Annotated in this window: 31 protein-coding genes; 29 read left to right on the top strand and 2 right to left on the bottom strand. The window is 46.8% G+C overall.

The genetic code is table 11. The features are described from left to right. The first annotated feature begins 138 nt into the window (after window positions 1-138). From EYS13_RS06865 to EYS13_RS06740, 26 genes are all read left to right on the top strand, one after another. Window positions 139-351, top strand: a complete 213-nt coding sequence (locus EYS13_RS06865) for a flagellar FlbD family protein (RefSeq protein WP_227767235.1) — start codon at window positions 139-141, stop codon at window positions 349-351. Beyond that, window positions 352-1,158: a motility protein A gene (locus tag EYS13_RS06860; protein ID WP_227767233.1), complete on the top strand. Its 807-nt coding sequence runs from the start codon at window positions 352-354 to the stop codon at window positions 1,156-1,158. It abuts the gene before it with no gap. After that, window positions 1,151-1,909, top strand: a complete 759-nt coding sequence (locus EYS13_RS06855; RefSeq protein WP_227767231.1) for a flagellar motor protein MotB — start codon at window positions 1,151-1,153, stop codon at window positions 1,907-1,909. The genes EYS13_RS06860 and EYS13_RS06855 overlap by 8 nt, the downstream gene beginning before the upstream one ends. After that, on the top strand, window positions 1,902-2,345 hold the full coding sequence (locus EYS13_RS06850) for a flagellar basal body-associated FliL family protein (RefSeq protein WP_227767229.1): 444 nt from the start codon (window positions 1,902-1,904) through the stop codon (window positions 2,343-2,345). The genes EYS13_RS06855 and EYS13_RS06850 overlap by 8 nt, the downstream gene beginning before the upstream one ends. Window positions 2,346-2,355: 10 nt before the next feature. After that, complete coding sequence (gene fliN, locus EYS13_RS06845) at window positions 2,356-2,727, top strand: flagellar motor switch protein FliN (protein ID WP_227767227.1); 372 nt, start codon at window positions 2,356-2,358, stop codon at window positions 2,725-2,727. A gap of 11 nt (window positions 2,728-2,738) precedes the next feature. Beyond that, the gene (gene fliO, locus EYS13_RS06840; protein ID WP_227767225.1) at window positions 2,739-3,098 is read left to right on the top strand and encodes a flagellar biosynthetic protein FliO; all 360 of its coding nucleotides are present in this window, start codon (window positions 2,739-2,741) and stop codon (window positions 3,096-3,098) included. Further along, window positions 3,095-3,853: a flagellar type III secretion system pore protein FliP gene (gene fliP / locus EYS13_RS06835; protein WP_227767223.1), complete on the top strand. Its 759-nt coding sequence runs from the start codon at window positions 3,095-3,097 to the stop codon at window positions 3,851-3,853. The genes fliO and fliP overlap by 4 nt, the downstream gene beginning before the upstream one ends. 166 nt (window positions 3,854-4,019) lie before the next feature. After that, window positions 4,020-4,289, top strand: coding sequence for a flagellar biosynthesis protein FliQ (fliQ, locus tag EYS13_RS06830; RefSeq protein WP_227767221.1), 270 nt, complete (start codon window positions 4,020-4,022; stop codon window positions 4,287-4,289). 8 nt (window positions 4,290-4,297) lie between these two features. Next, window positions 4,298-5,062, top strand: coding sequence for a flagellar biosynthetic protein FliR (gene fliR / locus EYS13_RS06825; RefSeq protein WP_227767219.1), 765 nt, complete (start codon window positions 4,298-4,300; stop codon window positions 5,060-5,062). Then, complete coding sequence (gene flhB, locus EYS13_RS06820) at window positions 5,062-6,153, top strand: flagellar biosynthesis protein FlhB (protein ID WP_227767216.1); 1,092 nt, start codon at window positions 5,062-5,064, stop codon at window positions 6,151-6,153. The genes fliR and flhB overlap by 1 nt, the downstream gene beginning before the upstream one ends. A 320-nt stretch (window positions 6,154-6,473) precedes the next feature. Continuing rightward, on the top strand, window positions 6,474-8,558 hold the full coding sequence (gene flhA / locus EYS13_RS06815) for a flagellar biosynthesis protein FlhA (RefSeq protein ID WP_277998275.1): 2,085 nt from the start codon (window positions 6,474-6,476) through the stop codon (window positions 8,556-8,558). Continuing rightward, window positions 8,558-9,625: a flagellar biosynthesis GTPase FlhF gene (gene flhF / locus EYS13_RS06810; RefSeq protein ID WP_227767828.1), complete on the top strand. Its 1,068-nt coding sequence runs from the start codon at window positions 8,558-8,560 to the stop codon at window positions 9,623-9,625. Before flhA ends, flhF begins: the two co-directional genes overlap by 1 nt. Then, window positions 9,625-10,488 (top strand): MinD/ParA family protein, encoded by an 864-nt coding sequence (locus EYS13_RS06805; RefSeq protein ID WP_227767214.1) that lies wholly within the window; start codon window positions 9,625-9,627, stop codon window positions 10,486-10,488. Before flhF ends, EYS13_RS06805 begins: the two co-directional genes overlap by 1 nt. Window positions 10,489-10,499: 11 nt before the next feature. Continuing rightward, on the top strand, window positions 10,500-11,165 hold the full coding sequence (locus EYS13_RS06800; protein WP_227767212.1) for a flagellar brake protein: 666 nt from the start codon (window positions 10,500-10,502) through the stop codon (window positions 11,163-11,165). Window positions 11,166-11,168: 3 nt separating this feature from the next. Continuing rightward, window positions 11,169-11,870: a FliA/WhiG family RNA polymerase sigma factor gene (locus EYS13_RS06795; RefSeq protein WP_227767210.1), complete on the top strand. Its 702-nt coding sequence runs from the start codon at window positions 11,169-11,171 to the stop codon at window positions 11,868-11,870. Beyond that, window positions 11,867-12,289 (top strand): DUF6115 domain-containing protein, encoded by a 423-nt coding sequence (locus tag EYS13_RS06790; RefSeq protein WP_227767208.1) that lies wholly within the window; start codon window positions 11,867-11,869, stop codon window positions 12,287-12,289. The genes EYS13_RS06795 and EYS13_RS06790 overlap by 4 nt, the downstream gene beginning before the upstream one ends. A 2-nt stretch (window positions 12,290-12,291) precedes the next feature. Continuing rightward, complete coding sequence (locus EYS13_RS06785; RefSeq protein ID WP_227767206.1) at window positions 12,292-12,759, top strand: hypothetical protein; 468 nt, start codon at window positions 12,292-12,294, stop codon at window positions 12,757-12,759. Between the two features lie 11 nt (window positions 12,760-12,770). Continuing rightward, entirely contained in the window at window positions 12,771-13,538 is a 768-nt protein-coding gene (gene flgF, locus EYS13_RS06780; RefSeq protein ID WP_227767205.1) for a flagellar basal-body rod protein FlgF, read from the top strand. Between the two features lie 10 nt (window positions 13,539-13,548). After that, window positions 13,549-14,328 carry a flagellar basal-body rod protein FlgG gene (gene flgG, locus EYS13_RS06775; protein WP_227767202.1) on the top strand — a complete coding sequence of 260 codons (780 nt, stop codon included), beginning with the start codon at window positions 13,549-13,551 and terminating at the stop codon, window positions 14,326-14,328. Window positions 14,329-14,372: 44 nt separating this feature from the next. Further along, the gene (locus EYS13_RS06770; RefSeq protein WP_227767201.1) at window positions 14,373-14,870 is read left to right on the top strand and encodes a chemotaxis protein CheD; all 498 of its coding nucleotides are present in this window, start codon (window positions 14,373-14,375) and stop codon (window positions 14,868-14,870) included. A gap of 21 nt (window positions 14,871-14,891) precedes the next feature. After that, window positions 14,892-15,659, top strand: coding sequence for a CheR family methyltransferase (locus EYS13_RS06765; protein ID WP_227767199.1), 768 nt, complete (start codon window positions 14,892-14,894; stop codon window positions 15,657-15,659). A gap of 24 nt (window positions 15,660-15,683) precedes the next feature. Further along, the gene (locus EYS13_RS06760) at window positions 15,684-16,313 is read left to right on the top strand and encodes a chemotaxis protein CheC (protein ID WP_227767196.1); all 630 of its coding nucleotides are present in this window, start codon (window positions 15,684-15,686) and stop codon (window positions 16,311-16,313) included. 2 nt (window positions 16,314-16,315) lie between these two features. Then, on the top strand, window positions 16,316-16,678 hold the full coding sequence (locus tag EYS13_RS06755) for a response regulator (RefSeq protein ID WP_227767194.1): 363 nt from the start codon (window positions 16,316-16,318) through the stop codon (window positions 16,676-16,678). 65 nt (window positions 16,679-16,743) lie between these two features. Beyond that, a complete protein-coding gene (fliM, locus tag EYS13_RS06750; RefSeq protein WP_227767192.1) occupies window positions 16,744-17,733 on the top strand; it encodes a flagellar motor switch protein FliM in 990 nt (329 codons plus the stop codon). Continuing rightward, window positions 17,734-18,852, top strand: coding sequence for a flagellar motor switch phosphatase FliY (fliY, locus tag EYS13_RS06745; protein WP_227767191.1), 1,119 nt, complete (start codon window positions 17,734-17,736; stop codon window positions 18,850-18,852). It abuts the gene before it with no gap. A gap of 18 nt (window positions 18,853-18,870) precedes the next feature. After that, a complete protein-coding gene (locus EYS13_RS06740; protein WP_227767189.1) occupies window positions 18,871-20,169 on the top strand; it encodes a methyl-accepting chemotaxis protein in 1,299 nt (432 codons plus the stop codon). 210 nt (window positions 20,170-20,379) lie between these two features. On the opposite strand, the gene EYS13_RS06735 is transcribed toward EYS13_RS06740, so the two are convergent. Further along, window positions 20,380-20,559: a small, acid-soluble spore protein, alpha/beta type gene (locus EYS13_RS06735; RefSeq protein WP_277998263.1), complete on the bottom strand. Its 180-nt coding sequence runs from the start codon at window positions 20,557-20,559 to the stop codon at window positions 20,380-20,382. A 134-nt stretch (window positions 20,560-20,693) separates the two neighbouring features. Here EYS13_RS06735 and ku point away from each other — a divergent pair, with 134 nt between their 5' ends. Next, a complete protein-coding gene (gene ku / locus EYS13_RS06730) occupies window positions 20,694-21,518 on the top strand; it encodes a non-homologous end joining protein Ku (RefSeq protein ID WP_227767187.1) in 825 nt (274 codons plus the stop codon). Between the two features lie 80 nt (window positions 21,519-21,598). Then, a complete protein-coding gene (gene fdhD, locus EYS13_RS06725; RefSeq protein ID WP_227767185.1) occupies window positions 21,599-22,360 on the top strand; it encodes a formate dehydrogenase accessory sulfurtransferase FdhD in 762 nt (253 codons plus the stop codon). A gap of 109 nt (window positions 22,361-22,469) precedes the next feature. Here fdhD and EYS13_RS06720 read toward each other — a convergent pair whose 3' ends face one another. Next, window positions 22,470-22,970, bottom strand: a complete 501-nt coding sequence (locus EYS13_RS06720; RefSeq protein WP_227767182.1) for a DUF1269 domain-containing protein — start codon at window positions 22,968-22,970, stop codon at window positions 22,470-22,472. 269 nt (window positions 22,971-23,239) lie between these two features. On the opposite strand from EYS13_RS06720, the gene EYS13_RS06715 reads away from it, so the two are divergent. Beyond that, window positions 23,240-23,812, top strand: coding sequence for a 4Fe-4S dicluster domain-containing protein (locus tag EYS13_RS06715; RefSeq protein ID WP_227767180.1), 573 nt, complete (start codon window positions 23,240-23,242; stop codon window positions 23,810-23,812). Window positions 23,813-23,814 lie beyond the last annotated feature (2 nt).

Genomic DNA, 23,814 nt, shown 5'->3' with positions numbered 1-23,814 from the left:
AGTGTTGCAGAAAAAGCATATAAGAGTGATATGCAACTAAGGACTAACGACTAAGGACGCGGCTTTTATCGATTCTGGGGACTAGGGACTGGGGACTATTAATGGCTAACTACTCGGCCACAGGCCGGAGGTGTGCTTATGATTAAGTTGACTACCTTGGATAAAAGGGAAATCTATCTCAACCCGGAACTGGTTGAACAGCTGGAAAGGGTCCCGGAGACGGTGATCACCCTGACAAACGGCAAAAAGATGCTTGTCTGTGAATCCGTGGAAGAAGTGGTGCAGCGGATTATGACCTACAGGCAGCAGATCCATGGAGTGCAGACTCCTGTAAACCTTGAGGTGAAGTAAATGAGAAAAACAGACTTGATGACTATAGCCGGTCTGGTAGGCGGTACCATCTTAATTATCATTTCCATGGCGGCTGGAGGAAACCTGGGCTTATTTTGGAACCTTCCTTCAGTGGGGATTACCATAGGCGGTTCCTTTGCGGCCATGATGGTTCATTATGACCTGGACAGGTTAAAGTCAATTTTTAAAACAGTTAGGTTGACTTTTACTACCTCTTTAATGAATCCCCAGGAGCTCATCGACCTTTTTGGTGAATTGGCAAAAAAAGCCCGCCGGGAAGGGCTGTTGGGCCTGGAAGATGACATGTATCGGCTGGACGATCCCTTTTTTCAAAAAGGCATTCAAATGATGGTTGACGCCATTGACCCCGAATTAATTAGAAATATATTGGAAACTGATATGGATTACATGGCAGCGCGGCATGAAAGCGGGGCAGCCATTTTAAAAACCTGGGCAACACTGGCGCCAGCTTTTGGGATGATTGGAACTCTTATCGGGTTAATCCAGATGCTGGCAAGCCTGGACGATCCCAGTGCCTTAGGTCCGGGCATGGCTGTAGCTTTAATCACCACTTTTTACGGCGCGATTATGGCCAATTTTGTGTTTATTCCCCTGGCCGGTAAACTGGATATTAGGAGCCAGGAAGAATTGCTTTTGAAAAGCATTATGCTGGAAGGTATAATTGGCATCCAATCGGGGATGAACCCACGGATTTTAGAAGAAAAGTTAAAGGCCTTTTTACCCAATACCATTGAAAAAGAAGGGCCTGTGGCCAAAAGACAAGAAGGAGTAGCCTTGGATGCGTAGACGTTCCCAACAACAGGGCGGAGCCCCTGAATGGATGACTACTTTTTCCGATCTGATGACTTTATTGCTTACGTTTTTTGTGCTTTTGTACTCTTTTTCTTCTATTGACGCCAATAAATTCAAGGCCTTTTTGGCCTCCTTTCAAGGGGCTGGGATTTTAAGCTGGGGGGACGCACCTCTGGAGGAGATATCGCCCCCTACTACTAATGAACCATCCAACAAGTTAAAGGCAGGTACAAGTGAATCTTTACCTACCTCTGCGGTGGAAGGTTCGCCCATGGAAGTCTATGCCATGGTGAAAAATTTTATAGAAGAGATGGGTCTGGAAGGTGAGGTACAGGCTCGCATCGACGAAAACGGCGTAGCTTTATATATTAAAGATAGAATTTTATTCGATTCGGGCAAAGCTGACCTGAAAAAAGAGGCAAAATTTATCCTGGATCCTATTGCTAAGCTATTAAGTACCGTCAATGAAGAGATCTGGGTGGAGGGCCATACCGACAACCGTCCTATTAACACCAGGGAGTTTCCCACTAACTGGGAATTGTCTACCGCCCGCTCTTCCCGGGTTATCAGATATTTTGTGGAGCACAAAAACCTCAATCCTAAAAAATTTGTGGCCGTAGGTTACGGCGAATACCGCCCTCTCGTTCCAAATACCTCGCCGGACAACATGCAGCAGAACAGGCGAGTGGTAATCACAATCCGTACCAAATATTCAGCACAAGGTGAGGTGTTACCAAATGAGTGATCAGCAGCAAGCCCGAAAAAACCCTTTAATAATAATCATAATTCTTCTTTTGGTCCTGGTGCTGTTAATCTTAGCCGGAGGGGCAGCCTATTACTTTCTGGTGCTGAGCAAAAATGCCGGAGACAAAACACGGCAGGAAGAGCCATTTATGAAAATGACCTTTGAGCCATTTACAGTTAACCTGTCGGACAGCAATTTTCGCCGTTATGTGCGCTTAACAATAACAGTAGAATATACGGATAAAAAATTAGGTAAGGAAATGGAAGAAAAACAGCATCGCATTCGGGACGCAGTGATTACCCTGTTGATGAGTAAAAGGGTTTCGGACCTGGCGGACCAGAAAACGGTCAGGCAGGAGTTGGAAAACGCTATCAACAAGTTGCTAGTAAAAAATAAGGTTAGCGGTTTGTATTTTGAAGAATTTATCATTCAATAAGGGTGGTAGCATGTCCAGAAATTTGACTGAAGAGGAAATTGCCAAGTTGTTTGCCGATGCTGAAAAAAGGGATACAAGCATTGCCAAGGTGCGGTTCAAACCCCTGGAACAGGTAAACACCATGAAGGTAAGTGCGAGGCCTGTGGAACAGCTGCACGACATTAAAGTGGCTTTGAAGGTGCAGTTGGGGACCACAGAGTTAACAGTCAGGGAAGTGCTTGAGCTCAATGAAGGTTCGGTTATTCAACTGGACCGCCTGGCAGGTGAGCCGGTGGATTTGTTTGTTAATGAACAGCATTTTGCTTCCGGAGAGATTGTGGTGATTAATGAAGTATTCGGAATTAGAATAAATACGTTGGCAGAAGAGGCGGAGACAGAATAGGGGTGTTTCTTATGGACGACCTGTTTGGTGCAGTTTTACGATTAATGATTTTTTTGCCGTTGGTAGTTGTCCTGGCTTACCTCTCAATCAAATACGGGCTGGGCAAGGCACAGCATTTCCGGGTTGCTGCCCATTTGCAGGTCGTGGACAGGCTAATTCTAGGTCCAAAAGCCGGTTTATATGTGGTCAAGGTGGTAGACCGCTATTATGTCCTGGCTGTGAATGAACACCGGACTACTCTGTTAAAAGAATTGGCAGATTATCCTGTAACCTCAAATTGCCCGGAACAGGGTTTAAATGCAGCGCCCTTTTTATCGGAGTGGGTTGACTGTTGGACAGCAAAGTTTAAGCAACGGGGAAAAACATCATGAGACGCAAATGGCTGATTCTTCTTTTTATACTTGTGCTTTTTATAATTTTACTGGGGTCTGTGCAAGCGTGGGCTGAACCAGTACCGCTGCCCAGGGTGGATTTGACCATAGACCAGTCGGACCAGCCCCAGGAAGTGGTAGATTCGCTACGGTTGCTGGTGATTTTAACTGTTTTATCGCTGGTGCCTGCTATCCTGGTGTTGATGACTTCCTTTACCAGGATTATTGTGGTGTTGTCCTTTGTGCGAAGTGCTCTGGCTACGCAGCAAACCCCCCCTAACCAGGTCCTAATTGGTTTAGCACTTTTTTTAACCTTATTTACCATGGCGCCGGTCTACCAGCAGGTAAAAACGCAAGCAGTAGACCCTTATCTGGCCCAGCGCATTTCCCAAGAGGAAGCTTTGGAGAGAGCTTCCGGGCCTATTAAGCAGTTCATGTTTAAACAAACCCGGGAAAAAGATCTGGCGCTCTTTGTTAACATGTCTAAAATGGACAGGCCAAATAGCAAGGAGGATATACCGCTTACGGTTTTAATCCCTGCTTTCGTGATCAGCGAGTTAAAAACTGCTTTTCAAATGGGTTTTATTATTTATATTCCCTTTTTAGTCATAGATATGGTGGTAGCCAGTACCTTGATGTCAATGGGGATGTTCATGCTGCCCCCGGTGATGATTTCCCTTCCCTTTAAGATACTGCTTTTTGTTATGGTAGACGGCTGGTATTTGGTAGTGAAATCATTGCTGGAAAGCTTCTGAGCCCTATGGGCTAGTCGTCAGTCATTAGTCGTTAGTCGTTAGTTCTATATCTCTTAAATGATTTTTGTTTTAACATTAACAAATAACACGTCGCAGCTTGCCGGTGACTTTATGCTTGCGGCTGAAAGCTGACGGCTAGCGCGAAAGAATACTGAGGTGAACGAGGATGTCTCAAGAGTTTGTAATTAGTTTAGCAAAACAAGCTTTAGTTTTGGCTATAACGTTGGCCGGGCCGGCCTTGGGCCTGGGGCTCTTGGTAGGATTGGTGATTAGTATTTTTCAGGCAACAACGCAGATCCAGGAACAGACTTTGACTTTTGTGCCTAAAATCATTGTAGTGATGGTCTCAGTAGTAATATTTGGCTCCTGGATGTTAAACAGCTTAATCAGCTTCACAGCCAACCTGTTTGGTAATTTAGGAGCATTTGTAAGGTAGGGCAGAGGATGTTTGATTTTACATACTGGTTAATCATTCTATTGCTTTTCGCCCGGATGACCGCATTTTTGGCTGCAGCACCTTTTTTCTCCATCAGGAATGTACCGCCGCAGGTCAAAGGGGCCTTGGGACTGCTGTTGGCAGTGTTGCTTTTTCCCGCGGTTAAAAGGCCGCAAATTGCCGAGCCTGAATTTTTGGCATTTGCCTTGTTGCTGGCCGGCGAGGTGCTGGTAGGTCTGGCGTTGGGCTATATATCTACTCTTGTTTTCAGCAGCATTAAAATGGCCGGTCAATTGATAGATGTGCAAATCGGCCTGGCAATGGCGGGGTTGTTCGATCCGCAGAGCGGCAGTCAAAATACATTACTGGGACAGTTCCTGCACACCTTGGGTATTTTGCTTTTTATGATTATGGATGGACATCACAGCCTCCTGCTGGCTTTAGCCAAAAGTTATGAGCTTGTTCCCCTTGCAGGGTTTGGCGGCATCGGAGCATCTGCAGTTAAGCAGGTGGTGGAGATTTTTGCGGGCGCATTTTTGCTGGGCTTGAAAATTGCAGCTCCGGTTTTAGCGGTTCTGATTATGATAGATGTCGCTCTTGGTTTGGTAGCTAGGACTGTACCTCAGCTCAATGTATTTATCCTTGGTTTTCCTTTGAAAATAGGGATTGGGATAGTTACCCTGGCGTTGCTCACCCCCTTGTTGGCCTCTGTTTTGGCCAATGTTTTCAGTGTGATTGAAAGAGACCTGTTGCTAGTAATGAGGAGTTTATAATGGGCCAGTGGGAATTGCCGGTTTTGGACTTACAGTTGTTCGCCGAAGAAAAAACTGAGGAGGCTACCCCTCAGCGCAGGCAGGAAGCCAGAAAAAAAGGGCAAGTGGCAAAAAGTGCGGACCTGAATGCCGCCTTGGTGTTACTGGCGCTGGTAGTGCTGCTTTACGCTCTTAATGGCTATTTTGCCACAGAACTAAACAATTACCTGTTATACCTGTGGCAAAACCTAGACAAGACACCTTTAACTGAAAAGAGGTTGGCCGCTTTATTTCTATATACCCTGTTGTTTTTCTTTAAAATTATGGCGCCGGTATTTTTGGGTGCTATGCTAATCGGTTTGGGGGTTAATTTTGCCCAGGTAGGTTTTTTGTTTGCTCCCGAGGCTATCAGACCTAAGCTGGAAAATATCAATCCTTTCAGCGGCTTGAAAAGGATGTTCTCAAAAAAAGCATTGGTTGAACTGCTTAAAGCGCTCTTAAAGATAACTGTTGTGGGGACGGTTACCTATAGTTTAATTAAAAATAACTACGAAAGTCTATTATTTTTAATTTACATGGATGTCCCCCAGGGTTTTGCACAGGTATCGAGGCTGTTATTTCGCATCAGCCTTAATGCAGTCTTAATTTTCTTGGTGATTGCTGTTCTGGACTACCTGTTTCAACGTTATGAATTTAAAGAGAGCATTAAGATGTCGAAACAGGAAGTTAAAGAAGAATTTAAGCAGACTGAGGGGGACCCGCAGCTTAAAGCCAAGCTGCGGGAGAAGCAGCGCCAGTTGGCAATGCACCGCATGATGCAGAGTATCCCCCAAGCTACGGTAGTCATTACCAACCCAACTCATTTAGCGGTTGCGCTGAAATATGAAACCGGTTCTCCGGGAGCACCTACGGTCGTGGCCAAAGGGGCCGGAGCCATCGCTAAAAAAATCGTGGAGAAGGCCAGGGAATACCAGGTTCCGGTGGTTGAAGAGAAGCCTGTAGCCCGCTTCCTTTACCAGCATGTGGAAATTGGGCAGGAAATACCGGCAGAACTCTATCAGGCCGTAGCCGAAATTCTGGCCATGCTCTACCGGGCGGGGAAACGATTCTAAAGTTAATGGACCCTCATGCTGCTGTTGAAGTATCATCAGAAAAATGAAAAATTGTAACCCATTGTGGCGTAGCTGCTCATGTTGACGAGCCATAGAGCGCTCTGTGAAGAGTTTGACTGTAAGCGGTCGAGCAGCATGGACGCTGCGAGAGCGCTGGAGCGGCATGGACGCCGCGTCAGCGCGTGCCGCTGGAAGTCAAACTCTAAGCAGACACTTAGCGCTCTTGGCGAAGTCATCCCGAGCAGCGGACACAAGGGTTACATTTTCAGGATAGCATGACTAGTTAGTTCAGACAAAAGAGGTGAGAACAGTTGGCACAAATGAGTAGCGGGGTATTCAGAACAGGTACCGGGATGCTTAGTTCCATGAAGCGCCTTTCTGGCTACAGCGATTTGCTCATAGCAGCAATGGTCATTGGAATTATTGTCATTATCGTTATTCCGCTGCACCCCACTGTGCTGGATTTGCTGCTCAGTTTCAGCCTGACTTTCAGTCTGGTAATCCTGTTGACAACCATGTTTACCACGGAGCCTTTGCAGTTTTCGGTTTTTCCTACGTTGCTCCTGGTTACCACGTTGCTAAGGCTTTCCTTAAATATATCATCCACCAGGCTGATCCTGGGTCAGGCTACGGCCGGTAAAGTTATTGAAGCCTTCGGAAACTTCGTGGTAAGCGGCAATTATGTGGTAGGGCTGGTAGTTTTCATCATCATTACGGTTATCCAGTTTGTGGTCATTACAAACGGGGCTGGCCGGGTGGCCGAAGTGGCGGCCAGGTTTACTTTGGATGCAATGCCTGGCAAGCAGATGAGCATTGATGCCGATTTAAACGGCGGTTTAATTACCGATGCCGAAGCCAAGGAGCGCAGGAGGCAGCTACAGCGGGAAGCAGACTTTTTCGGCGCCATGGACGGTGCCAGCAAGTTTGTGAAGGGTGATGCCATTGCTGGCATCATCATTACTTTAATAAATATCCTTGGCGGTTTTGTTATAGGGGTTTGGCAACTGAAAATGCCTTTTAGCGAAGCCCTGGAGACTTATACCAAGCTTACGGTAGGGGACGGCCTGGTAAGCCAGCTGCCGGCGCTTTTGGTTTCCACGGCAACAGGTATTCTGGTTACCCGTTCGGCCTCAGGCGAGAGCTTTGGCAAGGACCTCTCCGCCCAGCTAGCCGCTTTTCCCAAGGTTATAGCCTTGGCTGCCGGTATCCTGCTGCTGTTAGGTCTGGTACCGGGGCTGCCCAATTTGCCCTTTCTAATCCTGGGTGCTGCAACTGCTTACGTAGCCTATGTGCTGATTCAGGAAGAAAAACAAAAAGCTGTGGCTGAAGAGGCCAGGGTGCAAGAGAAGGAAAGAATCAGGCAGCCGGAGAATGTATTAAATCTTTTTCAGGTTGATCCTTTGGAAATAGAAATAGGGTATAATCTCATACCCTTGACCGACGAGGAGCAAGGGGGCGATTTGTTGGACCGCCTGGCGGCGGTACGCAGGCAGTGTGCAGCCGAGCTGGGAGTTTTTGTGCGGCCCATCAGGATTAGAGACAACCTGCAGCTTGGTGCCAACGGTTATGTTTTTAAGCTTAAAGGTGTGGAAGCAGCCTCCGGCGAGGTACTGCCCAATTATTACCTGGCAATGAATCCGGCGGACAGCGGGGAAGAAATAGCAGGAATTGCTACCAAAGAGCCTACTTTTGGTTTGCCGGCTTGGTGGATAACACCGGAGCGGAAAGAGCAGGCGGAACTGCAGGGTTTTACTGTTGTTGACTGTAGCACGGTCCTCATCACCCACCTCACCGAATTTATTAAAGCCCACGCCGCCGAACTTCTTGGCAGGCAAGAGGTGAAAGAAATGGTTGAGACGGTGAAGGAATCCAACCCTGCTGTGGTGGAAGAATTGATTCCCGAATTGATGACTTACGGGGAAGTGCAAAAAATCTTGCAGAACTTGCTGGCTGAAAGGATTCCCATCCGCAACCTGGCTACTATTTTGGAAGTGCTGGCGGACCATGCCCGCATGACTAAAGATACAGACTATCTGACGGAGGTAGTGCGGCAGGCTTTAAAAAGGACTATTAGCAGGATTTATGCCCCGGAAGGTAAAATGACAGTTATTACTCTGCATCCCAAACTGGAACAGACTATATTGGATTCGGTCCAACAAACCCAGACCGGGCAATATCCTGTCTTGAATCCTGACCTGACCGGCAAGATTTTTGAGCGCTTGGGTTCCATAGCTGAACAGTTAGCCATGGCTGGGATGCAGCCTATAGTACTTTGCTCCACAAGAATCCGATTGCCTTTTAGGAGACTCACTGAACGTTTTATGCCCAATTTAGTTGTGCTGTCGTTAAATGAACTGACTCCGGACTTAGACGTAGACTCTGCAGGGACGGTGATGTTCGATTGATGATTAAACGCTACCTGGTGAATACTATGCCGGAAGCAATGGAAATTATTAAGCGTGATTTGGGTCCGGAAGCCGTGATTATTTCCAGCCGGTGGGTTAAAGAAGGCGGATGGCTGGGAATCTTAGGCCCCAAAAAATTGGAAGTAACAGCTGCCGTCGAACATAATGCGTCTAAAAAAGAGGCAGCCCAAGGGGAGTCGGGTTTAATCCGGGAAGTGGCGGAACTGAAAGCGTTGCTGAAAAAATATGCGGAAAACTCCCTTCACAAGGAGCAGGAGCCTCCCGATTCCAAGCTCTTGCTGAAATGGCAGCAAGTTTTGCAGGAGCTTGAAGTCAGCCACGAGGTGACTAACCAACTGCTCAAGGGAATTGCAGAAAGCGCTGGGCTGGCTGCTCGGGAAAACGAAGAGCTGTTTAAGGAGACTGTGCAGGAGCGGATGGCCCGGATTTTTGAATCTGCCCCAAACCAAAGCTTGAGCAGCAGGATTTTCGTTTTCGTGGGTCCTACCGGGGTAGGTAAGACCACTACCCTAGCCAAGCTGGCGGCTAATTTGGCTCTGTTTGAACAAAAGAAAATTGCCCTGCTTACAATCGATACTTACCGCATCGGTGCTGTGGAACAGTTAAAAACTTACGGGGAAATCCTGAATGTCCCCGTAGAGGCAGTGCTCACCCCTGAGGAGCTAAGCCAGGCTGTGGAGCGGCACCAAGATAAAGATTTTATTCTGGTTGATACAGCAGGGCGCTCATCACGGAATAAGCGGATGCTGGCTGAATTGCAATCCTTTTTAACTGTGTTACACCCGGCGGAGGTTTTTCTGGTAATGAGCTGTACTACCAAAAACAGGGATCTTCTTAAGATTGCCGATGATTTCAAGCTTTTAAATTATACCAAGCTGATTTTTACCAAAGCCGATGAAACAACATCCCTTGGTTCTATACTCAATTTGGCCAGCGCCACCTCTAAACCGGTGGCCTATGTGACAACCGGGCAGAATGTCCCCGATGATATCGAAGCTTGCGACCCGCAAAAACTGGTCAAATTGATTCTTAAGGCGGTGGGGTAATGCAAGATCAAGCGGCTAAATTAAGGGAACTGGTTAAATACGGCAAGGAGGACAGCGCACATCACGCTCCCAGAATCATCGCCGTGGCCAGCGGCAAAGGGGGAGTGGGAAAGACAAATTTGGTGGTTAACTTAGCCATTGCCCTGGTCGAAATGGGTCAGCGGGTAGTTATTTTTGATGCTGATTTGGGCCTGGCAAACGTTGATGTGCTGGTAGGAGTAGTTCCCAAATACAATCTGTATGATGTGCTGCAGGGAACAAAGACGATTTCGGAAATAATTGTCACGGGACCTGCCGGGGTAAGGATTGTACCCGGAGGGTCGGGTATTCAGGACCTGGCTAACTTGGACTATTACCAGCGGGAGCGATTAGTGCAGAGTCTGAAGGAACTGGAGCAGGACACTGATTTTCTGTTAGTGGATACAGGTGCGGGAATTTCCCGTAACGTTTTGGGTTTTATCAGCGCCGCTGACGAGGTAATTATCGTTCTTACGCCTGAGCCCACTTCCCTTACCGATGCCTACGGGGTTATTAAGATTATGTCCAAGTTTAAACTGCATTCCGAGGTGCATCTGGTGGTAAATCGGGTGGCAAGTGCTCAGGAAGCGCAGCAAACTATAGGCAAAATGGTAACGGTGGTGCAAAAGTTTTTGCAGATCAAGGTCTTGCCGCTGGGCTACATTTTTGATGATAAAGCTGTAGGCAAAGCAGTCAGAAAACAAGAACCGTTTTTGTTGCGTTTCCCTGATTCGGCAGCAGCCGGAAGTTTGCGTCAGCTGGCTACTAACCTGTTGGAGGGAAATTATCGTCCTCCCAAGGGCACCACCGGTTTCTTAAACCGGTTAATACGGCTTTTTAGTTAGGAAGTGGGATTTTGCAACGGCATCAGTTCTTAGTCGTTAAAAGAAAAGTTGAATTAGTCAGGGAAAATGACCCTGTTACCTACAAAAGCATGATCCAGGAAGTGGGACAGGATAGTTTTGCTGTGGATGTTCCTTCTTACCGGGGGCAAGCTTTGGTTTTGCGCCCCGGAGAAACAATTACAGTAAAAATTACCGGTGAAAAAGAGCAGTTTCTTTTTTCCACCAGGGTTTTGGGGCGGAAAAAGGAGCCAATTCCGCTCTATTATTTGGCGAAACCTGCCGAGGTGCAGCGTATCCAGCTAAGGGAATACGTGCGGTTGAAAACCGTGTTGGAAGTCTGTTACAAAATGCTAGAAGTTGAAGAATTGGAGAATCTCCATATGCTTAACCCAAGCAAAAGGGCTTTTACCGTGGATATCAGCGGCGGGGGAGTGCAACTGGCCTTGGAGGAAGAGCTGCCGGTAAACAAGCTGCTTTACTTAAAAATAGTCCTTCCGGGCTATGAGCACCAGCCAATTTACGCTGTAGGCAGGGTGAAGAGGTTTTTGCCTGCCGGGGAGTTTCAGCCTAAACATTATGCAGGCGTTCATTTCGAAAAGATTGCTGAGCGGGACAGGGACGTTTTAATCTGTTATATTTTTGAAAAAATGCGAAAGCAACGCTGGCTGGAGAGGTGAAAAATGAAGGCCGAAGATTATTTGCCCTTGGTTAAATACATTGTAGGCCGGCTGCAAGTAAAACTGCCACCCTACTTGGACAGCGAAGATTTGCTTAGTTACGGAATTTTCGGCTTGCTGGAAGCCATGGCCAAATACGACCCGGAACGGGGAATTAAATTTGAAACCTATGCCACCCCTAGAATTAGGGGGGCTGTGTTGGATGCGGTGCGCAAAGCCAGTTGGGCGCCGCGTTCAACCTGGGAGCAGGTTAAGGAATATAACCGGGTGGTGCAGAAATTGGAGCAAGAGTTGGGTGGAGAGGTACCTGACGTGCTTATTGCCAAAGAGCTGGGTATCAGCCAGGAAGAATTAGAACAGCTGCTTATAGAGGTTAATTCCGTGGCTGTTGAGTCCTTGGAGAACTTCCTTTTGGCTACGGAAGAAGGCGGTCTGACCCTAGGCGATACAGTTATTGATGAAAAAAGCCCCAATCCGGAGAGCATTCTGGAAGAGCAGGAACTGAAGGCTGCTTTAGTACAAGCTATCGAGCGGCTGGGGGAAAAAGACCGCCTGCTTTTGAGTCTGTACTATTACGAAGAATTAACATTGAAAGAAATAGGGAAAGTGCTGGATGTATCCGAATCAAGGGTATGTCAGCTCCACGCCCGGGCATTATCCCGGCTGCGGGAGGAACTAAAAGAGTTTGGAGTGAAAACCGGGTGATTTATTTACTGCTGGCAATTGGCATAATACTCACCGCTCTAACCGGCAAGACGGTATGGAAGGAGTGGCGGGAAGGGCTGCATCATATAAGCGAAGCGCCAAAAACAACTCAAAGCGATGAAAGTTCAGCCTGTCTGGAATACCTGCAGAGTATCGAAGCAAAGCTGGAACTTTTGGCTGAGAGCGTAAAGGATTTAAAGGAAAACCTAGGGCAGGATTTAAGCAAGGCAGGGGCCCAGGGCGCAGATTTTGCCCGCATCTGGCAGGAAGTGGGAGCGGCTCCGGAAGTCTCCCCTCCGCTAACTATAAATGAGCAGATTTACCAGGCTTACCGGCAGGGTAAGGGAATTACGGAATTAGCCCAGGAATTCGGCAAGGGAAAGGGTGAGATAGAATTAATTTTAAATTTACGGCGTTAAAAGTGCCGGCTAAATATAACCAGTTTTTATTTGGCTTGGGCCTTGGACTGATTATAGCTTCATTGCTAATCCTACCTACCTTATTTAAGAGTTCCCAGCCGGACAAAACAGAAATAGAACGCATGGCCAGGGAACTGGGGATGGTATACCGGGAGGAAGTGTTGGTTTTCCCCGGTGAAGAAAAGGCTCAGCCGGAGGAAAAAAACGGTCCGGGTCAGCAGGCTATGGAAAGTGAAAAAGAGGTTCCTACTAAACCTGAGGCCCAAACCATTGCAGTTGAAATAGTTCCCGGCACTTCCCCGGAGGAAATGGCTCAGCTTCTGAAGGAAAAAAGGATAATTACCGATGCCGGGGCTTTTTTAGCCCGGGTTTATGAGCTGAAGTTAGAAAAAAAATTGCGGGCCGGTACATATAACTTCCAGGCAGATACTCCCGCTGAGGAAGTTATCCGGCAGCTGGCCCATCAGTAGGAGGGAAAGAAATGATCCGTGGCCTTTATACTGCTGCTACCGGAATGCTGGTGCAAGAACTGAAACAAGACAATATCACCAACAACCTGGCAAATATGAACACGCCTGGGTATAAAAAAACCGAACTGGCTGTGAGTTCTTTTCCCCAAGTACTGCTTAAGAGGATAGATGCCATTAAAGGCAGCGCGGCAGGGACAACGCCGGTAGGCCCGTTAAACAATGGGGCCATGCTGGATGAACAAATTATTGACTGGGCTGAAGGGAACTTGGAGGAAACAGGCAACTCTTATGATTTGGCCATTAACGGCGAAGGCTTTTTTACAATAGAAACAGCCCAAGGTTTGAGATACACCAGAAATGGTTCTTTCCGTTTAGACGGCCAGGGCTACCTGGTAACGGCGCAGGGTGATTATGTACTTGGTTTGAATGGCCCAATCCTGGTGCAGGGAAGTTCTTTCACTGTCGCTGCTGACGGTTCCCTGACGGTCGACGGGGTTTATGTCGATCATTTGCTCATTACCGGCTTCCCAGATAAGCAAGGACTGCAAAAAATGGGCCATGATCTCTATTCGGCTCCTGAAGGGGCTTTGCCCAGGGCGCTGGAGCCGGGGGAAACAGCAGTTAAACAAGGCTTTCTGGAAAAGCCTAATCTCAACCTGGTCAATGAAATGGTAAATATGCTGGCAGCACTGCGCACATATGAGGCAAATCAAAAAGTGATCCAGGCCCACGATGAGCTGCTGGCAAAAAGTGCAAACGAAATCGGCAGTTTAAGGTAGGTGGTATTCAATGCTCAGGTCTTTATGGAACGGGGCCAGCGGTATGGCTGCCCATGCGGCGAAAATGGACATAGTGGCCAATAACCTGGCTAACGTCAACACTACTGCGTATAAAAAGCAAAAGGCTGCATTTACTGATTTGCTGTATCAAAGGATTGGCACGACAGGTCAGCCGGTAAGAGAGAGCAGTTCCGGTCCTGCCCTAAGCGGTTCCGGTGTAAAACTCACAGCGGTGTCTGGCCTTTTTACACAGGGCCCCATAATTTCCACCGGCAGGGAACTGGATGTGGCCATCCGGGGGAATGGATTTATGGAAGTGGAACTTCCCAACGGCCAGCTGGCTTACACCCGAGACGGGAATCTCCAGGTCGACGGTGAAGGAACGTTGGTACATTCTTCCGGTTTCAGGCTGTCGGCTCAGGTAATGGTTCCGGCGGGGGCAAAAAAACTGGTCATTGCACCAAACGGCTCAATTACTGCAACTTTGGAAGACGGAACCAGGGAAGAAATAGGGGTGCTGCCTCTATACCGGTTTAATAATCCAGGGGGCTTAATGCCTATTGGGCAAAACCTGTTTGTTAGCACTGAGGAAAGCGGTGCGGCCTGGGAAGAAGTTCCCGGACAGTCAGGTATGGGCACTTTTCAACAAGGGATGCTGGAAGGCTCTAATGTAAACTTGGTGGAAGAAATGACCCAAATGATAATAGCCCAAAGGGCATATCAGTTCAATTCCCGCTCAGTGCAGGTTGCTGATGAAATGTGGGGTATGGCTAATAATCTGAGAAAGTAGTACTTTCGTGTGGCAAAGTCCACCCGGCTGATGGAGGAAAAATCATGCTACCTAATATAACAGAAATAAAGGTCGGAATAGCAGACTATAAAACTGCCAGGTCTCCCGAACAGATCATCACTCTGGGTCTAGGTTCCTGCGTGGGTGTTACGTTGTACGATCCGGCCTCAAAGATTGGGGGGTTAGTCCATATCATGCTGCCCGACAGTTCCCAGTTTCAAAACAGGTCCAACCCGGCCAAGTTCGCGGACCTGGGCATTCCGCTCTTGCTGGAGGAAATATTGAAACTTGGGGCCAAACGTTTTTCTTTACAGGCAAAAATGGCAGGAGGGGCCCAGATGTTTAATTTTGCTGATAAGTCTGCCAGTACTTTAAATATTGGCCGGCGCAATGTCGAAATGGCAAAAGATATCTTGGGCAAATTGGGGATTAAACTTATTGCTGAAGATACGGGAGGAAATTATGGCCGCACAATGATCCTGGACACAGCCACAGGTAATGTCTCCATCAGGTCCATTGGCAGTCCGCTGCGTTTATTGTAGGCTTTAATTTGGAGGTATGCCATGGAATTTAATGAGTTTAAAAGCAAGATTTACAAGCAATTTGGTTTAAACTTAGACGGTTACAAGGAGAAACAACTTAAGCGTCGAATAGATAGTTTAATGCAGACTTTGCAGTTAAACGATTATGGCTTATATTTTCAAACTTTAGTCAAGGATGCAGAACAGCTTAATCGTTTCTTCGATAAGGTAACCATTAATGTTTCCGAGTTTTTTCGTAATCCGGAGATTTTCGCGGTGCTGGAGCAGCAAGTGCTTCCTGCTTTACTGCGGAAAAAACCAAGGCTGAAAATTTGGAGTGCGGCTTGTTCCAACGGCTGTGAACCCTATTCTGTGGCTATTATTCTGGATGAACTGGCACCGACAGGGCTGCATAAGATCGATGCCACAGATATTGACAGAAAAATACTGGAAGTGGCAAGGGAGGGTAAATATGACTCCCGCCTGCTGAAGAATGTATCCCCCGAGAGGCTAGGCAAATACTTTCAAAAAGAGGGGGAACAGTACAGGCTGATTGACCGAGTTAAAAGGAAAGTGGCGTTTAAATACCACGACCTTTTAGTGGATAAATACGATACCGACTATGACCTGATTATCTGCCGCAATGTGACTATTTATTTTACAGCGGAAATGCAGGAAAAATTATATGTTAATTTTTACCATGCCCTGGGCCCTGGTGGGGTGTTATTTATCGGAGCTACAGAAAACATGCTGAAATACCGGGAGTTCGGTTATGAAAAAATCTCCCCGTGGTTTTACCAGAAGCCTTAACAAATGTCGAAAAGGAGGATCCCGATGAGTAAGGGCGAGGAGTTAACAGGTTTCCACCTGGATGTTTTGCAGGAAATCAGCAATATCGGGGTTGGAAATGCAGCTACCGCTTTAGCCAAGCTGCTTAACCGGCGGGTTGAGATGGCAGTGCCCCGGGCTGGTGTTTTGCCCTTTAATCAGATTTTTAACTTAGTTGGACAGGAAGAGGACAAGGTAGCCTGTATCAATTTTGCCGTAGCCGGCGAGGCAAAAAGCCAGATTATGTTTTTGCTTACCGAAGAAAGCGCCTTTGCTTTAATAGATATGCTTTTTGACAGTCCCCTGGGAACAACCCAGGAGTTGACTGCCATGGGCCAATCAACGCTGCAGGAGATCGGCAATATTTTAACAGGTTCTTTTTTAACCGCCCTTTCAGAAGTGACGAAGTTGACTTTTAACCCGTCAGTACCTGGTTTTGCTTTTGATATGTTAGGGGCGGTTTTAAGCGCTGCATTCCTGGAAAGCGGGTATTTTGATGACCAGGCGCTGATTATTGAAACACAGTTTTACCAAAATGAAATAAAAATCAACGGCCATTTTTTCTTGGTGCCTGAAATAGGTTCTTTGGAGATAATTTTTAAGTCTTTAGGACTTGAGTTTGATGGAGGTAGGTAAAAGTGGCAAGAAGAATTCTTGTAGTAGATGACGCAGCTTTTATGCGCATGATGATTAAAGATATCCTGACAAAGCACGGCTATGAAGTGGTTGGAGAAGCGGAAAACGGGCAAAAAGCTGTTCAGCTTTACAAAGAGTTGAAACCAGATTTGGTAACCATGGACATCACCATGCCGGAAATGGACGGTATTGCCGCGGTGAGAGAGATTAAAAAGCTGGACAGTGGTGCCAAAGTGATCATGTGCAGCGCCATGGGGCAACAAATGATGGTAATGGAAGCAATTCAAGCGGGTGCAAGAGATTTTATTGTTAAGCCGTTCCAACAGGAGAGGGTCATTCAAGCAATTGAAAAAGCATTAGGATAGTTTCCTGAAACTATCCTTTCCTGCTTGTAATCCTGGCAGCTGCAGGAGATAGGTGGTGAAGCTTAATGGACGAAATTTTATCCCAGTCGGAGATAGATCTGCTTTTAAGCGCTTTGACTTCAGGGGAATTATCCCCGGAAGATTTAAAGCAGGATATTGATACGGACAAGATCAAAAATTATGATTTTCGGCGCCCCAACAAATTTTCCAAAGACCAGGTGCGGACATTGTATTTGATCTACGATAATTTTGGCCGTCTGGTTTCTAATTTTTTGTCGGGTTACCTCAGAACAAACATTCAAATCAAGATTGCTTCAGTTGATCAGCTAACCTATGAAGACTTTGTCTTATCAGTACCAACGCCAACTTTATTAACTGTATTTAATATGGAACCGCTGCCGGGTTCTGCTGTTCTGGAAACTAATTCAGGCTTTATCTTCCCCATTATTGACCTCCTGTTTGGGGGGCCTGGCCTAATGCCCAGGAAAATCAGGGAATTGACCGAAATTGAAATCAATGTATTGAAAAACTTATATAAAAAGATTTTGGAAAACGTTGAATATGTGTGGTCCGATCTTTTTGAGCTAAAAACTACCATTCAGTCCCTGGAGACAAATCCTCAGTTAAACCAGATCATTTCCCCCAATGAGACGGTAGTGGTAGTGACTTTGTCCACAACAGTCAACAAGCATCAGGGCTTAATCAATCTCTGTCTGCCTTTTATGCTTTTGGAGCCTGTGCTTCCCAAGCTAACCTCCAGGCATTGGTTTGCCAATATTGGCGGCATAGAAGCGGAAACATACCGGCAAAAGATCCGCCAGCAGCTGGGGGGTGTGCCGGTGAGTCTTACGGCTCTTTGCGGTGCAACAAATATCACTGTCAGGGAATTTTTGCAGTTGCAAGTAGGTGATGTCATCACCCTGGATAATTTAGTTGGGGAGGATATGGTTTTACTGGTGGAAGACCGGCCAAAATTTAAGGTTCAGCCCGGTGTTGTAGGAAATAAATTGGCAGTACAGGTAACAGCTTTTGCAGGTAAAGGGGGCACAAGCTAATTGAATAATTTTTTATCCCAAGAAGAAATAGATGCATTGCTCAATTCACCCGGGTTGTTAAATGAGGAACCGGCAGTCCCCAACCCGGAAATTCAGGTACTAAACGATCTGGAAAGAGATGCTCTCGGTGAAATTGGAAATATTTCCATGGGTTCAGCTGCCACGGCCTTATCCCAGTTGCTCAACCAACGGGTTACCATCACGACGCCGCAAATTGCTGTTACAACCCCGGAGGAGTTGCTCAATACCTTTGAAGTCCCCTATATGCTGATTGAAGTAAATTTTACCGAAGGCTTAACCGGCAGCAACCTGTTAGTTATTAAAGTAAGTGATGCTGCAATTATTGCCGATTTAATGATGGGCGGCGACGGGACTAACCCCAATTTGGAATTAACGGAATTGCACGCTAGCGCTGTAGGTGAAGCTATGAACCAGATGATGGGTTCTGCTGCTACTTCCATGAGCACAATTTTTCAAAAATCAGTTGTAATCTCTCCCCCACATATTACGGCAGTTAATTTTCAGCAGGACTCAATAAATTTTCCCTGGGATATCAATGAAAAGATTGTAGTAGTGTCTTTTAAAATGGAAATCGGAACACTGATTAACAGTGAGATTATGCAAATTCTGCCTGTTCCGGTAGCAAAAGAGGAAACAGGCATTTTACTGGGGACAAGCTCTTCCACCTCCACCTCGGATTTCACGGAAACTTCGGCCCCTGCCCTTAAGGCAGAATCAGAGAGCACGCAAATTTTATCCCAGGATGAGATTAACAATTTGTTGTCTGATGTTAACTCTTACCTTAGTCCGCAACCGCAACAGAATGAGAAAATTGGGGCAGTTTCCGGAGATGCTCCTAAAAATATTGAGCTTATCCTTGATGTGCCTTTAAATATCTCAGTAATCTTAGGCAGAACCAAAAAGCCCATTAAAGAGGTGTTAAACCTTATTCCGGGAAGCATTGTGGAATTGGAAAAACTGGCTGACGAACCGGTGGAAATCCTGGTTAATGGGACTTTAATCGCCCATGGGGAGGTGGTTGTAGTTAACGAAAATTTCGGAGTGCGGATAATTGCTATTGACAGTCCTGTGCAAAGACTGCATAACCTGCGCAAATAGGTACCTGGGGGAGGAAGTATGAGCTTAAAAACCAAAATGATGCTTACCTTTTCCATAGTTACGGTGGTAATTTGGGCAGCAACTATCGGCTACACATTTCCAACGGTAAGCAAGCTTTTGCAATTGGCGGCAACACAAGGCGATTATACACGGCTTTTCCAAAGTTTTCAGCGCAATGTATTGATAGCCGGGACGGGGGGAACCCTCTTTTCTATTTTTGTGGGCTACATTATGGCCCGCTTGATTTTAGGTCCCATGCAGCGCGTGATGGACGCCATGAAAGAAGTTGAAGAGGGCAACTTGACAGTGGAAGTTTCCAGCAATACCAGCTGTGAATTGAATGTGCTCTGCCGCACTTTTAACGGCATGGTACAAAAATTCACAGATTACGTTCGCAAAATGGAAGAGGTTGCCTTAGAAATTGCAGCCGTGGCTACGAATTTAAATGAAATTATAGGAGAGGTAACAACAGCTACCGACAGCATTGCTACAACCATTCAAAGCGTAGCCGCTGACGCTGAGAACCAGAACGCCACCGTCCGGGACACGTCCACAATATTTCAACAGATGTCGCAAGGGGTGGAGCAAGTGGCTATCAGTGCCGGAGAAGTGTCCGAGGCGTCGAAGCAGGCTGCTAACCTTTCTGAGCGGGGCAGCCATGCTATCGATACGGCTGTCACCCAGATGGAAACCATCAGCCAGGCAGTAAATGCCTCGGCGCACATAGTGACCCGGTTGGGGGAAAGATCGAGGGAAATCGGGCTTATTCTGGATTCCATAACCAATATTGCGGAGCAAACAAATTTGCTGGCTTTAAATGCGGCAATTGAAGCGGCCAGAGCCGGAGAGCAGGGTAGGGGCTTTGCCGTTGTGGCCGAGGAAGTGCGAAAATTAGCCGAACAGTCGGCAGCGGCAGCTAAGCAAATTACGGAAATGATTAAGCTGGTGCAGCACGAAACCGAGCAGGCCGTTCGTTCCATGGAGCATGGTACATCTGAGGTTAAAAACGGCATCAAAGCAGTTGGTGAAGCAGGTAATTCCTTTGCTGAAATTTTTGAAGTGGTGAAAAAAGTAAACAGACAGATCGAGGAAGTTTCCGCTGCCAGCCAGCAAATGGCAGTGGGTGGAAAGCAGGCTGTCAGTGCTGTAGGTAATATTGCCCTGGTTTCGGAAAAATCGGCTGCAGGCGCCCAATCGGTGGCAGCATCGACCCAGGAATTGGCCTCGGTGTTTCATGAAGGAGCGAATGCTGCTGGCAAGCTAGCAAAGATGTCTGCAGAGCTAATGGCCATGGTACACAAAATGAAAAAAGAGTAACATTGAAAAGGCCTGGTTTACCCAGGTCTGCAGACCGTCGACAAACTCTTATTAGCCCGCATGTATTATGGAGCGGGACTTGTTTCGCCCAGCCGTCGGCAGCGGAGCTGAAGGTCAACGGCGTAGGAGCTTGTCCAGAGCGGAATAATACATGCGGGCTTTGTTTACAAACTGAAGGCCTGGTTTTCCCAGGCCTTCTTCAGTGTACAGTTAGAATTTACCTGCAGGAGAATTGACCATGCTACGTTCTGCCAGCTCGATAGCTTTTCTGACCAGGTTACCGCATTCCCTGGAAGGAACGCCACCCCATCCTTCTGTTGCAACGATCTGGTCTACACCAAGCTCTTTGGCTAATTCCCACTTCAAGGCATCGGACATCAGTTTGGCCAAAGCCAAAACCTCCTTTTTTAACTGTACACTATTTTTAGTATGGCCTGAAAAGAAATTTTCATAAAGGCAGTTGCTGCCATTCGACATACATTATTTTAACAGTCTCCTGAAATACTAGTTTTGAGGTGAACACAATGCGCAGCATGTGGAAAGGAGCCATTTCCTTCGGCCTTGTAACCATACCGGTAAAACTATTTACGGCTACGGAAAGCAAAGAGATCAAATTCAACTATTTACATGATGAATGTAAAACCCCAATCCGCTATCAGAAATTTTGCCCCACCTGCGAAAGAGAGTTGAATTCGGAAGAAATTGTGCGCGGTTACGAATACGAAAAAGGCAGGTATGTAATTTTAAAAGATGAAGATTTTGAAAAGCTCCCGCTGGATAGCATTAAGTCCATTCAAATCCTGGATTTCGTCAACTTGCAAGAAATTGATCCCATTTATTTTATGAAAGCTTATTTTTTGGCACCCGGTGATTTTGGCACGAAAGCATATAAACTGTTATACCAAGCACTAGAGGAAACAGGCAAAATCGCCATTGCCAAAGTTTTTTTGCGTACCAAGGAAAATCTGGCCACGCTGAGAGTATACCAGAATTGCCTCCTGCTGGAGACCATGTTTTATCCTGATGAGGTAAGGAACCCGGCAGTTATTCCTGAACTACAGGGATTGGAAGTAGCTATTCACGAAAATGAATTAAAAATGGCTAAAAGTTTAATAGACAACTTAACAGCTAAATTTGATCCTGCCAAATATACCAGTGATTACCGCAAAGCGCTCACTGAATTGATTGAAGCTAAAATCAACGACAACCAGATTGAAGAAGTGCAGCGGACGGAAACCGCGGCTAAGATTGTTGATTTAATGGAGGCTTTAAAAGCAAGTGTCAAAGCCACCGAAGCCGCCCGCAAACCCAAGTCACCAAAGCGTAAAGGAAAAAAAGCCACAGTTTAGCATGGCTTGCAGGGAATAAGACCTTTTCTGTCGTAATAGTAGGGGTGAACTACACTACTACCAATAAAACAGGAGGAATCATGGTCTATAAGTCCACAAAGATTATCAGGATGAAAGGTGATCATCGGCAAGAAGAGGAAGATGTGTTAATTTCCGAGCAACCCTTAACTATTTACCTAAATGACAAGGAAATTGTGACCTTGCTCTGCACCCCGCAGCACCTGGAGGAACTAGCAGTTGGTTTCTTGATTTCCGAAGGGCTCTTGGCCGGAGAGGCTCAGGTCAGCATTGACCGGGAGAAAGGCCTGGCCTTTGTCACCGGCACGGAAAACAAGCTGATGGGACAGACTTTTTTAAAGAGGTTTATAACCACCGGATGTGGAAAAGGAACTTCTTTTTATCATTTCGGCGACATACGCAACAAAAAAATTGGCTCGGAGGTGAAAATCCCCGCCAGGAATTTGCTTGAACTGATGAAAGAAATGCAGCAGCATTCCGAACTATACCGGATGACCGGATGCGTGCACAGCGCGGCGCTGTGCACACCTGAAATGCCGCTGGTTTTCAGGGAGGATATCGGTCGGCATAATGCAGTCGACAAGATAGTAGGTCGCTGCAGGTTGGATGGGGTGGACATCGCTGATAAGCTGCTCCTAACAAGTGGCAGGTTGTCTTCGGAGATAGTGCTCAAAGTGGCTAAAATTGGCGTTCCGGTACTTGCTTCCCGTTCAGCGCCTTCTGATTTAGCGGTGTATTATGCTAAGGAGTTGGGTTTAACTTTGGTAGGCTTTGTCCGCGGGATGAGGATGAATGTGTACAGTCACGCAGAGCGAATCATTTAGCTGTCAGCCATCAGCTATCGGCTATAGCCATCAGCCGTCAGCTATCAGCCATCAGCCATCAGCCGTCAGCCTTCAGCTATTAATGACTAATGACTCGAGTGAAGACCCATTAATGGGTCTTCACTCGATCAGCTCCTTGGCTTTTTAAGATGCTGGCAGCTTCATCGGCTTTGTTATCGCTTGCCTGTACCGATACCAGGATGCGACCTTGTTTTACGTCTTCTTCGTACTGCCTTCCTTCGGCTTCAGGTATGCCCCAGTCAACCAACCCACCGGCGATTCCACCGGTTGCTGCACCAGAGAGCATCCCGGCTATGGGGCCGGCGGCAATTAGGGGTCCAATACCGGGGACAACTAAGGCTCCTGCTCCAACGGCCAAACCTGCTAATCCCCCAAGTAGTCCTCCTGCAGCAACTCCGTCGGATAACCCGTCTCCTGCATCAGCAGCCATGGTTGCGCCGAAGTAGTCGGTATTGCCCCTGCCTCCCTTGTGATCTTCGCCTTTGGCTGCGATGGATATTTCTTTGTTAAACCCTGCTTCCCGTAAAGAACTAACTGCTTGTTCTGCCCTGCCCCGTGATGAGAATACAGCGACAACCGTTTTTGACATTTCTTTTACCTCCTTACTAAAGCTCCTTATGAGTGTTCCCTCATTTTAAGCAACTTATGATTGCTCATTTTTTCCTGTTGTTAAGTTATAATTAATTTAGTACCATTAACTAAAAATATAGATTAAATTTTGTGAAATTTTATACTAGAACAGGCAGGAATTTAGGCGATTTTAACCGAATTTAATTTTGTTATATGAGTTATATGGAAAAGGAGCTGTTAGAAAAGGCATTCATGCCAGCTGTTATAATATTTTAAAGAGGTGATTAAATGGAACGGTTGGAGCTTTCCACTGCGCTGTCCCAAAGCCGGCAATTTGTTGCTAACCTTAAAAAGGCCAGCCAGGTGGACATCAGGGATTGCTATCAGTGCGGAAAGTGCTCAGCAGGCTGCCCGCTGGTGAGCGCAATGGATTATAATCCCCACCAAATACTTCGCATGCTGCAGCTTGGTCAAGTTGACAAGGTGCTGCATGCGAAATCCATCTGGGTTTGCGCCCATTGCGCCACATGTTTCGCACGTTGTCCCAAGGAAGTAGATCTGCCGCGTTTAATGGAGGCGTTGCGCATAGAAGCCAAAAAGAGGGGAATTATCAAGGAGAAAACTGTTGACCTCTTTAGTGATTTGTTCTTGGATTCTGTCCAGAAGTATGGCCGAGTCCATGAAATGGGGATGATAGCTTTTTATAACTTGAAATCGGGCCAGCTTTTCAAAGATGCAATGCTGGCGCCAACTCTTTTGGCCAACAGGAAAATCAGTCCTTTTCCTCATAAGATTCAAGGGCAGCAGGCTGTGCAAAAGATCTTTGCCAAGGCCAAAGCAATGGGGGGTGAACGCCTGTGAGG

The sequence above is a fragment of the Zhaonella formicivorans genome, from assembly GCF_004353525.1.
Classification (GTDB): Bacteria; Bacillota; DUOV01; order DUOV01; family Zhaonellaceae; genus Zhaonella; species Zhaonella formicivorans.
Note: the sequence above shows the minus strand (reverse complement) of the source record. Positions and strands in the feature narration are given on the sequence as shown.

Bases quoted from the DNA above. Each gene is read 5' to 3' on its own strand.
- fliM (WP_227767192.1), top strand. From the start codon at position 16,744: ATGGACGAAATTTTATCCCAGTCGGAGATAGATCTGCTTTTAAGCGCT.
- flhF (WP_227767828.1), top strand. From the start codon at position 8,558: ATGATTAAACGCTACCTGGTGAATACTATGCCGGAAGCAATGGAAATT.
- EYS13_RS06715 (WP_227767180.1), top strand. From the start codon at position 23,240: ATGGAACGGTTGGAGCTTTCCACTGCGCTGTCCCAAAGCCGGCAATTT.
- EYS13_RS06740 (WP_227767189.1), top strand. From the start codon at position 18,871: ATGAGCTTAAAAACCAAAATGATGCTTACCTTTTCCATAGTTACGGTG.
- flhA (WP_277998275.1), top strand. From the start codon at position 6,474: ATGAGTAGCGGGGTATTCAGAACAGGTACCGGGATGCTTAGTTCCATG.
- flhB (WP_227767216.1), top strand. From the start codon at position 5,062: ATGGGCCAGTGGGAATTGCCGGTTTTGGACTTACAGTTGTTCGCCGAA.
- fliN (WP_227767227.1), top strand. From the start codon at position 2,356: ATGTCCAGAAATTTGACTGAAGAGGAAATTGCCAAGTTGTTTGCCGAT.
- ku (WP_227767187.1), top strand. From the start codon at position 20,694: ATGCGCAGCATGTGGAAAGGAGCCATTTCCTTCGGCCTTGTAACCATA.
- EYS13_RS06770 (WP_227767201.1), top strand. From the start codon at position 14,373: ATGCTACCTAATATAACAGAAATAAAGGTCGGAATAGCAGACTATAAA.
- EYS13_RS06720 (WP_227767182.1), bottom strand. From the start codon at position 22,970: ATGTCAAAAACGGTTGTCGCTGTATTCTCATCACGGGGCAGGGCAGAA.
- fliR (WP_227767219.1), top strand. From the start codon at position 4,298: ATGTTTGATTTTACATACTGGTTAATCATTCTATTGCTTTTCGCCCGG.
- EYS13_RS06765 (WP_227767199.1), top strand. From the start codon at position 14,892: ATGGAATTTAATGAGTTTAAAAGCAAGATTTACAAGCAATTTGGTTTA.
- fliO (WP_227767225.1), top strand. From the start codon at position 2,739: ATGGACGACCTGTTTGGTGCAGTTTTACGATTAATGATTTTTTTGCCG.
- EYS13_RS06860 (WP_227767233.1), top strand. From the start codon at position 352: ATGAGAAAAACAGACTTGATGACTATAGCCGGTCTGGTAGGCGGTACC.
- fdhD (WP_227767185.1), top strand. From the start codon at position 21,599: ATGGTCTATAAGTCCACAAAGATTATCAGGATGAAAGGTGATCATCGG.
- EYS13_RS06795 (WP_227767210.1), top strand. From the start codon at position 11,169: ATGAAGGCCGAAGATTATTTGCCCTTGGTTAAATACATTGTAGGCCGG.
- fliQ (WP_227767221.1), top strand. From the start codon at position 4,020: ATGTCTCAAGAGTTTGTAATTAGTTTAGCAAAACAAGCTTTAGTTTTG.
- EYS13_RS06855 (WP_227767231.1), top strand. From the start codon at position 1,151: ATGCGTAGACGTTCCCAACAACAGGGCGGAGCCCCTGAATGGATGACT.
- EYS13_RS06805 (WP_227767214.1), top strand. From the start codon at position 9,625: ATGCAAGATCAAGCGGCTAAATTAAGGGAACTGGTTAAATACGGCAAG.
- flgG (WP_227767202.1), top strand. From the start codon at position 13,549: ATGCTCAGGTCTTTATGGAACGGGGCCAGCGGTATGGCTGCCCATGCG.
- EYS13_RS06760 (WP_227767196.1), top strand. From the start codon at position 15,684: ATGAGTAAGGGCGAGGAGTTAACAGGTTTCCACCTGGATGTTTTGCAG.
- flgF (WP_227767205.1), top strand. From the start codon at position 12,771: ATGATCCGTGGCCTTTATACTGCTGCTACCGGAATGCTGGTGCAAGAA.
- EYS13_RS06850 (WP_227767229.1), top strand. From the start codon at position 1,902: ATGAGTGATCAGCAGCAAGCCCGAAAAAACCCTTTAATAATAATCATA.
- EYS13_RS06865 (WP_227767235.1), top strand. From the start codon at position 139: ATGATTAAGTTGACTACCTTGGATAAAAGGGAAATCTATCTCAACCCG.
- fliP (WP_227767223.1), top strand. From the start codon at position 3,095: ATGAGACGCAAATGGCTGATTCTTCTTTTTATACTTGTGCTTTTTATA.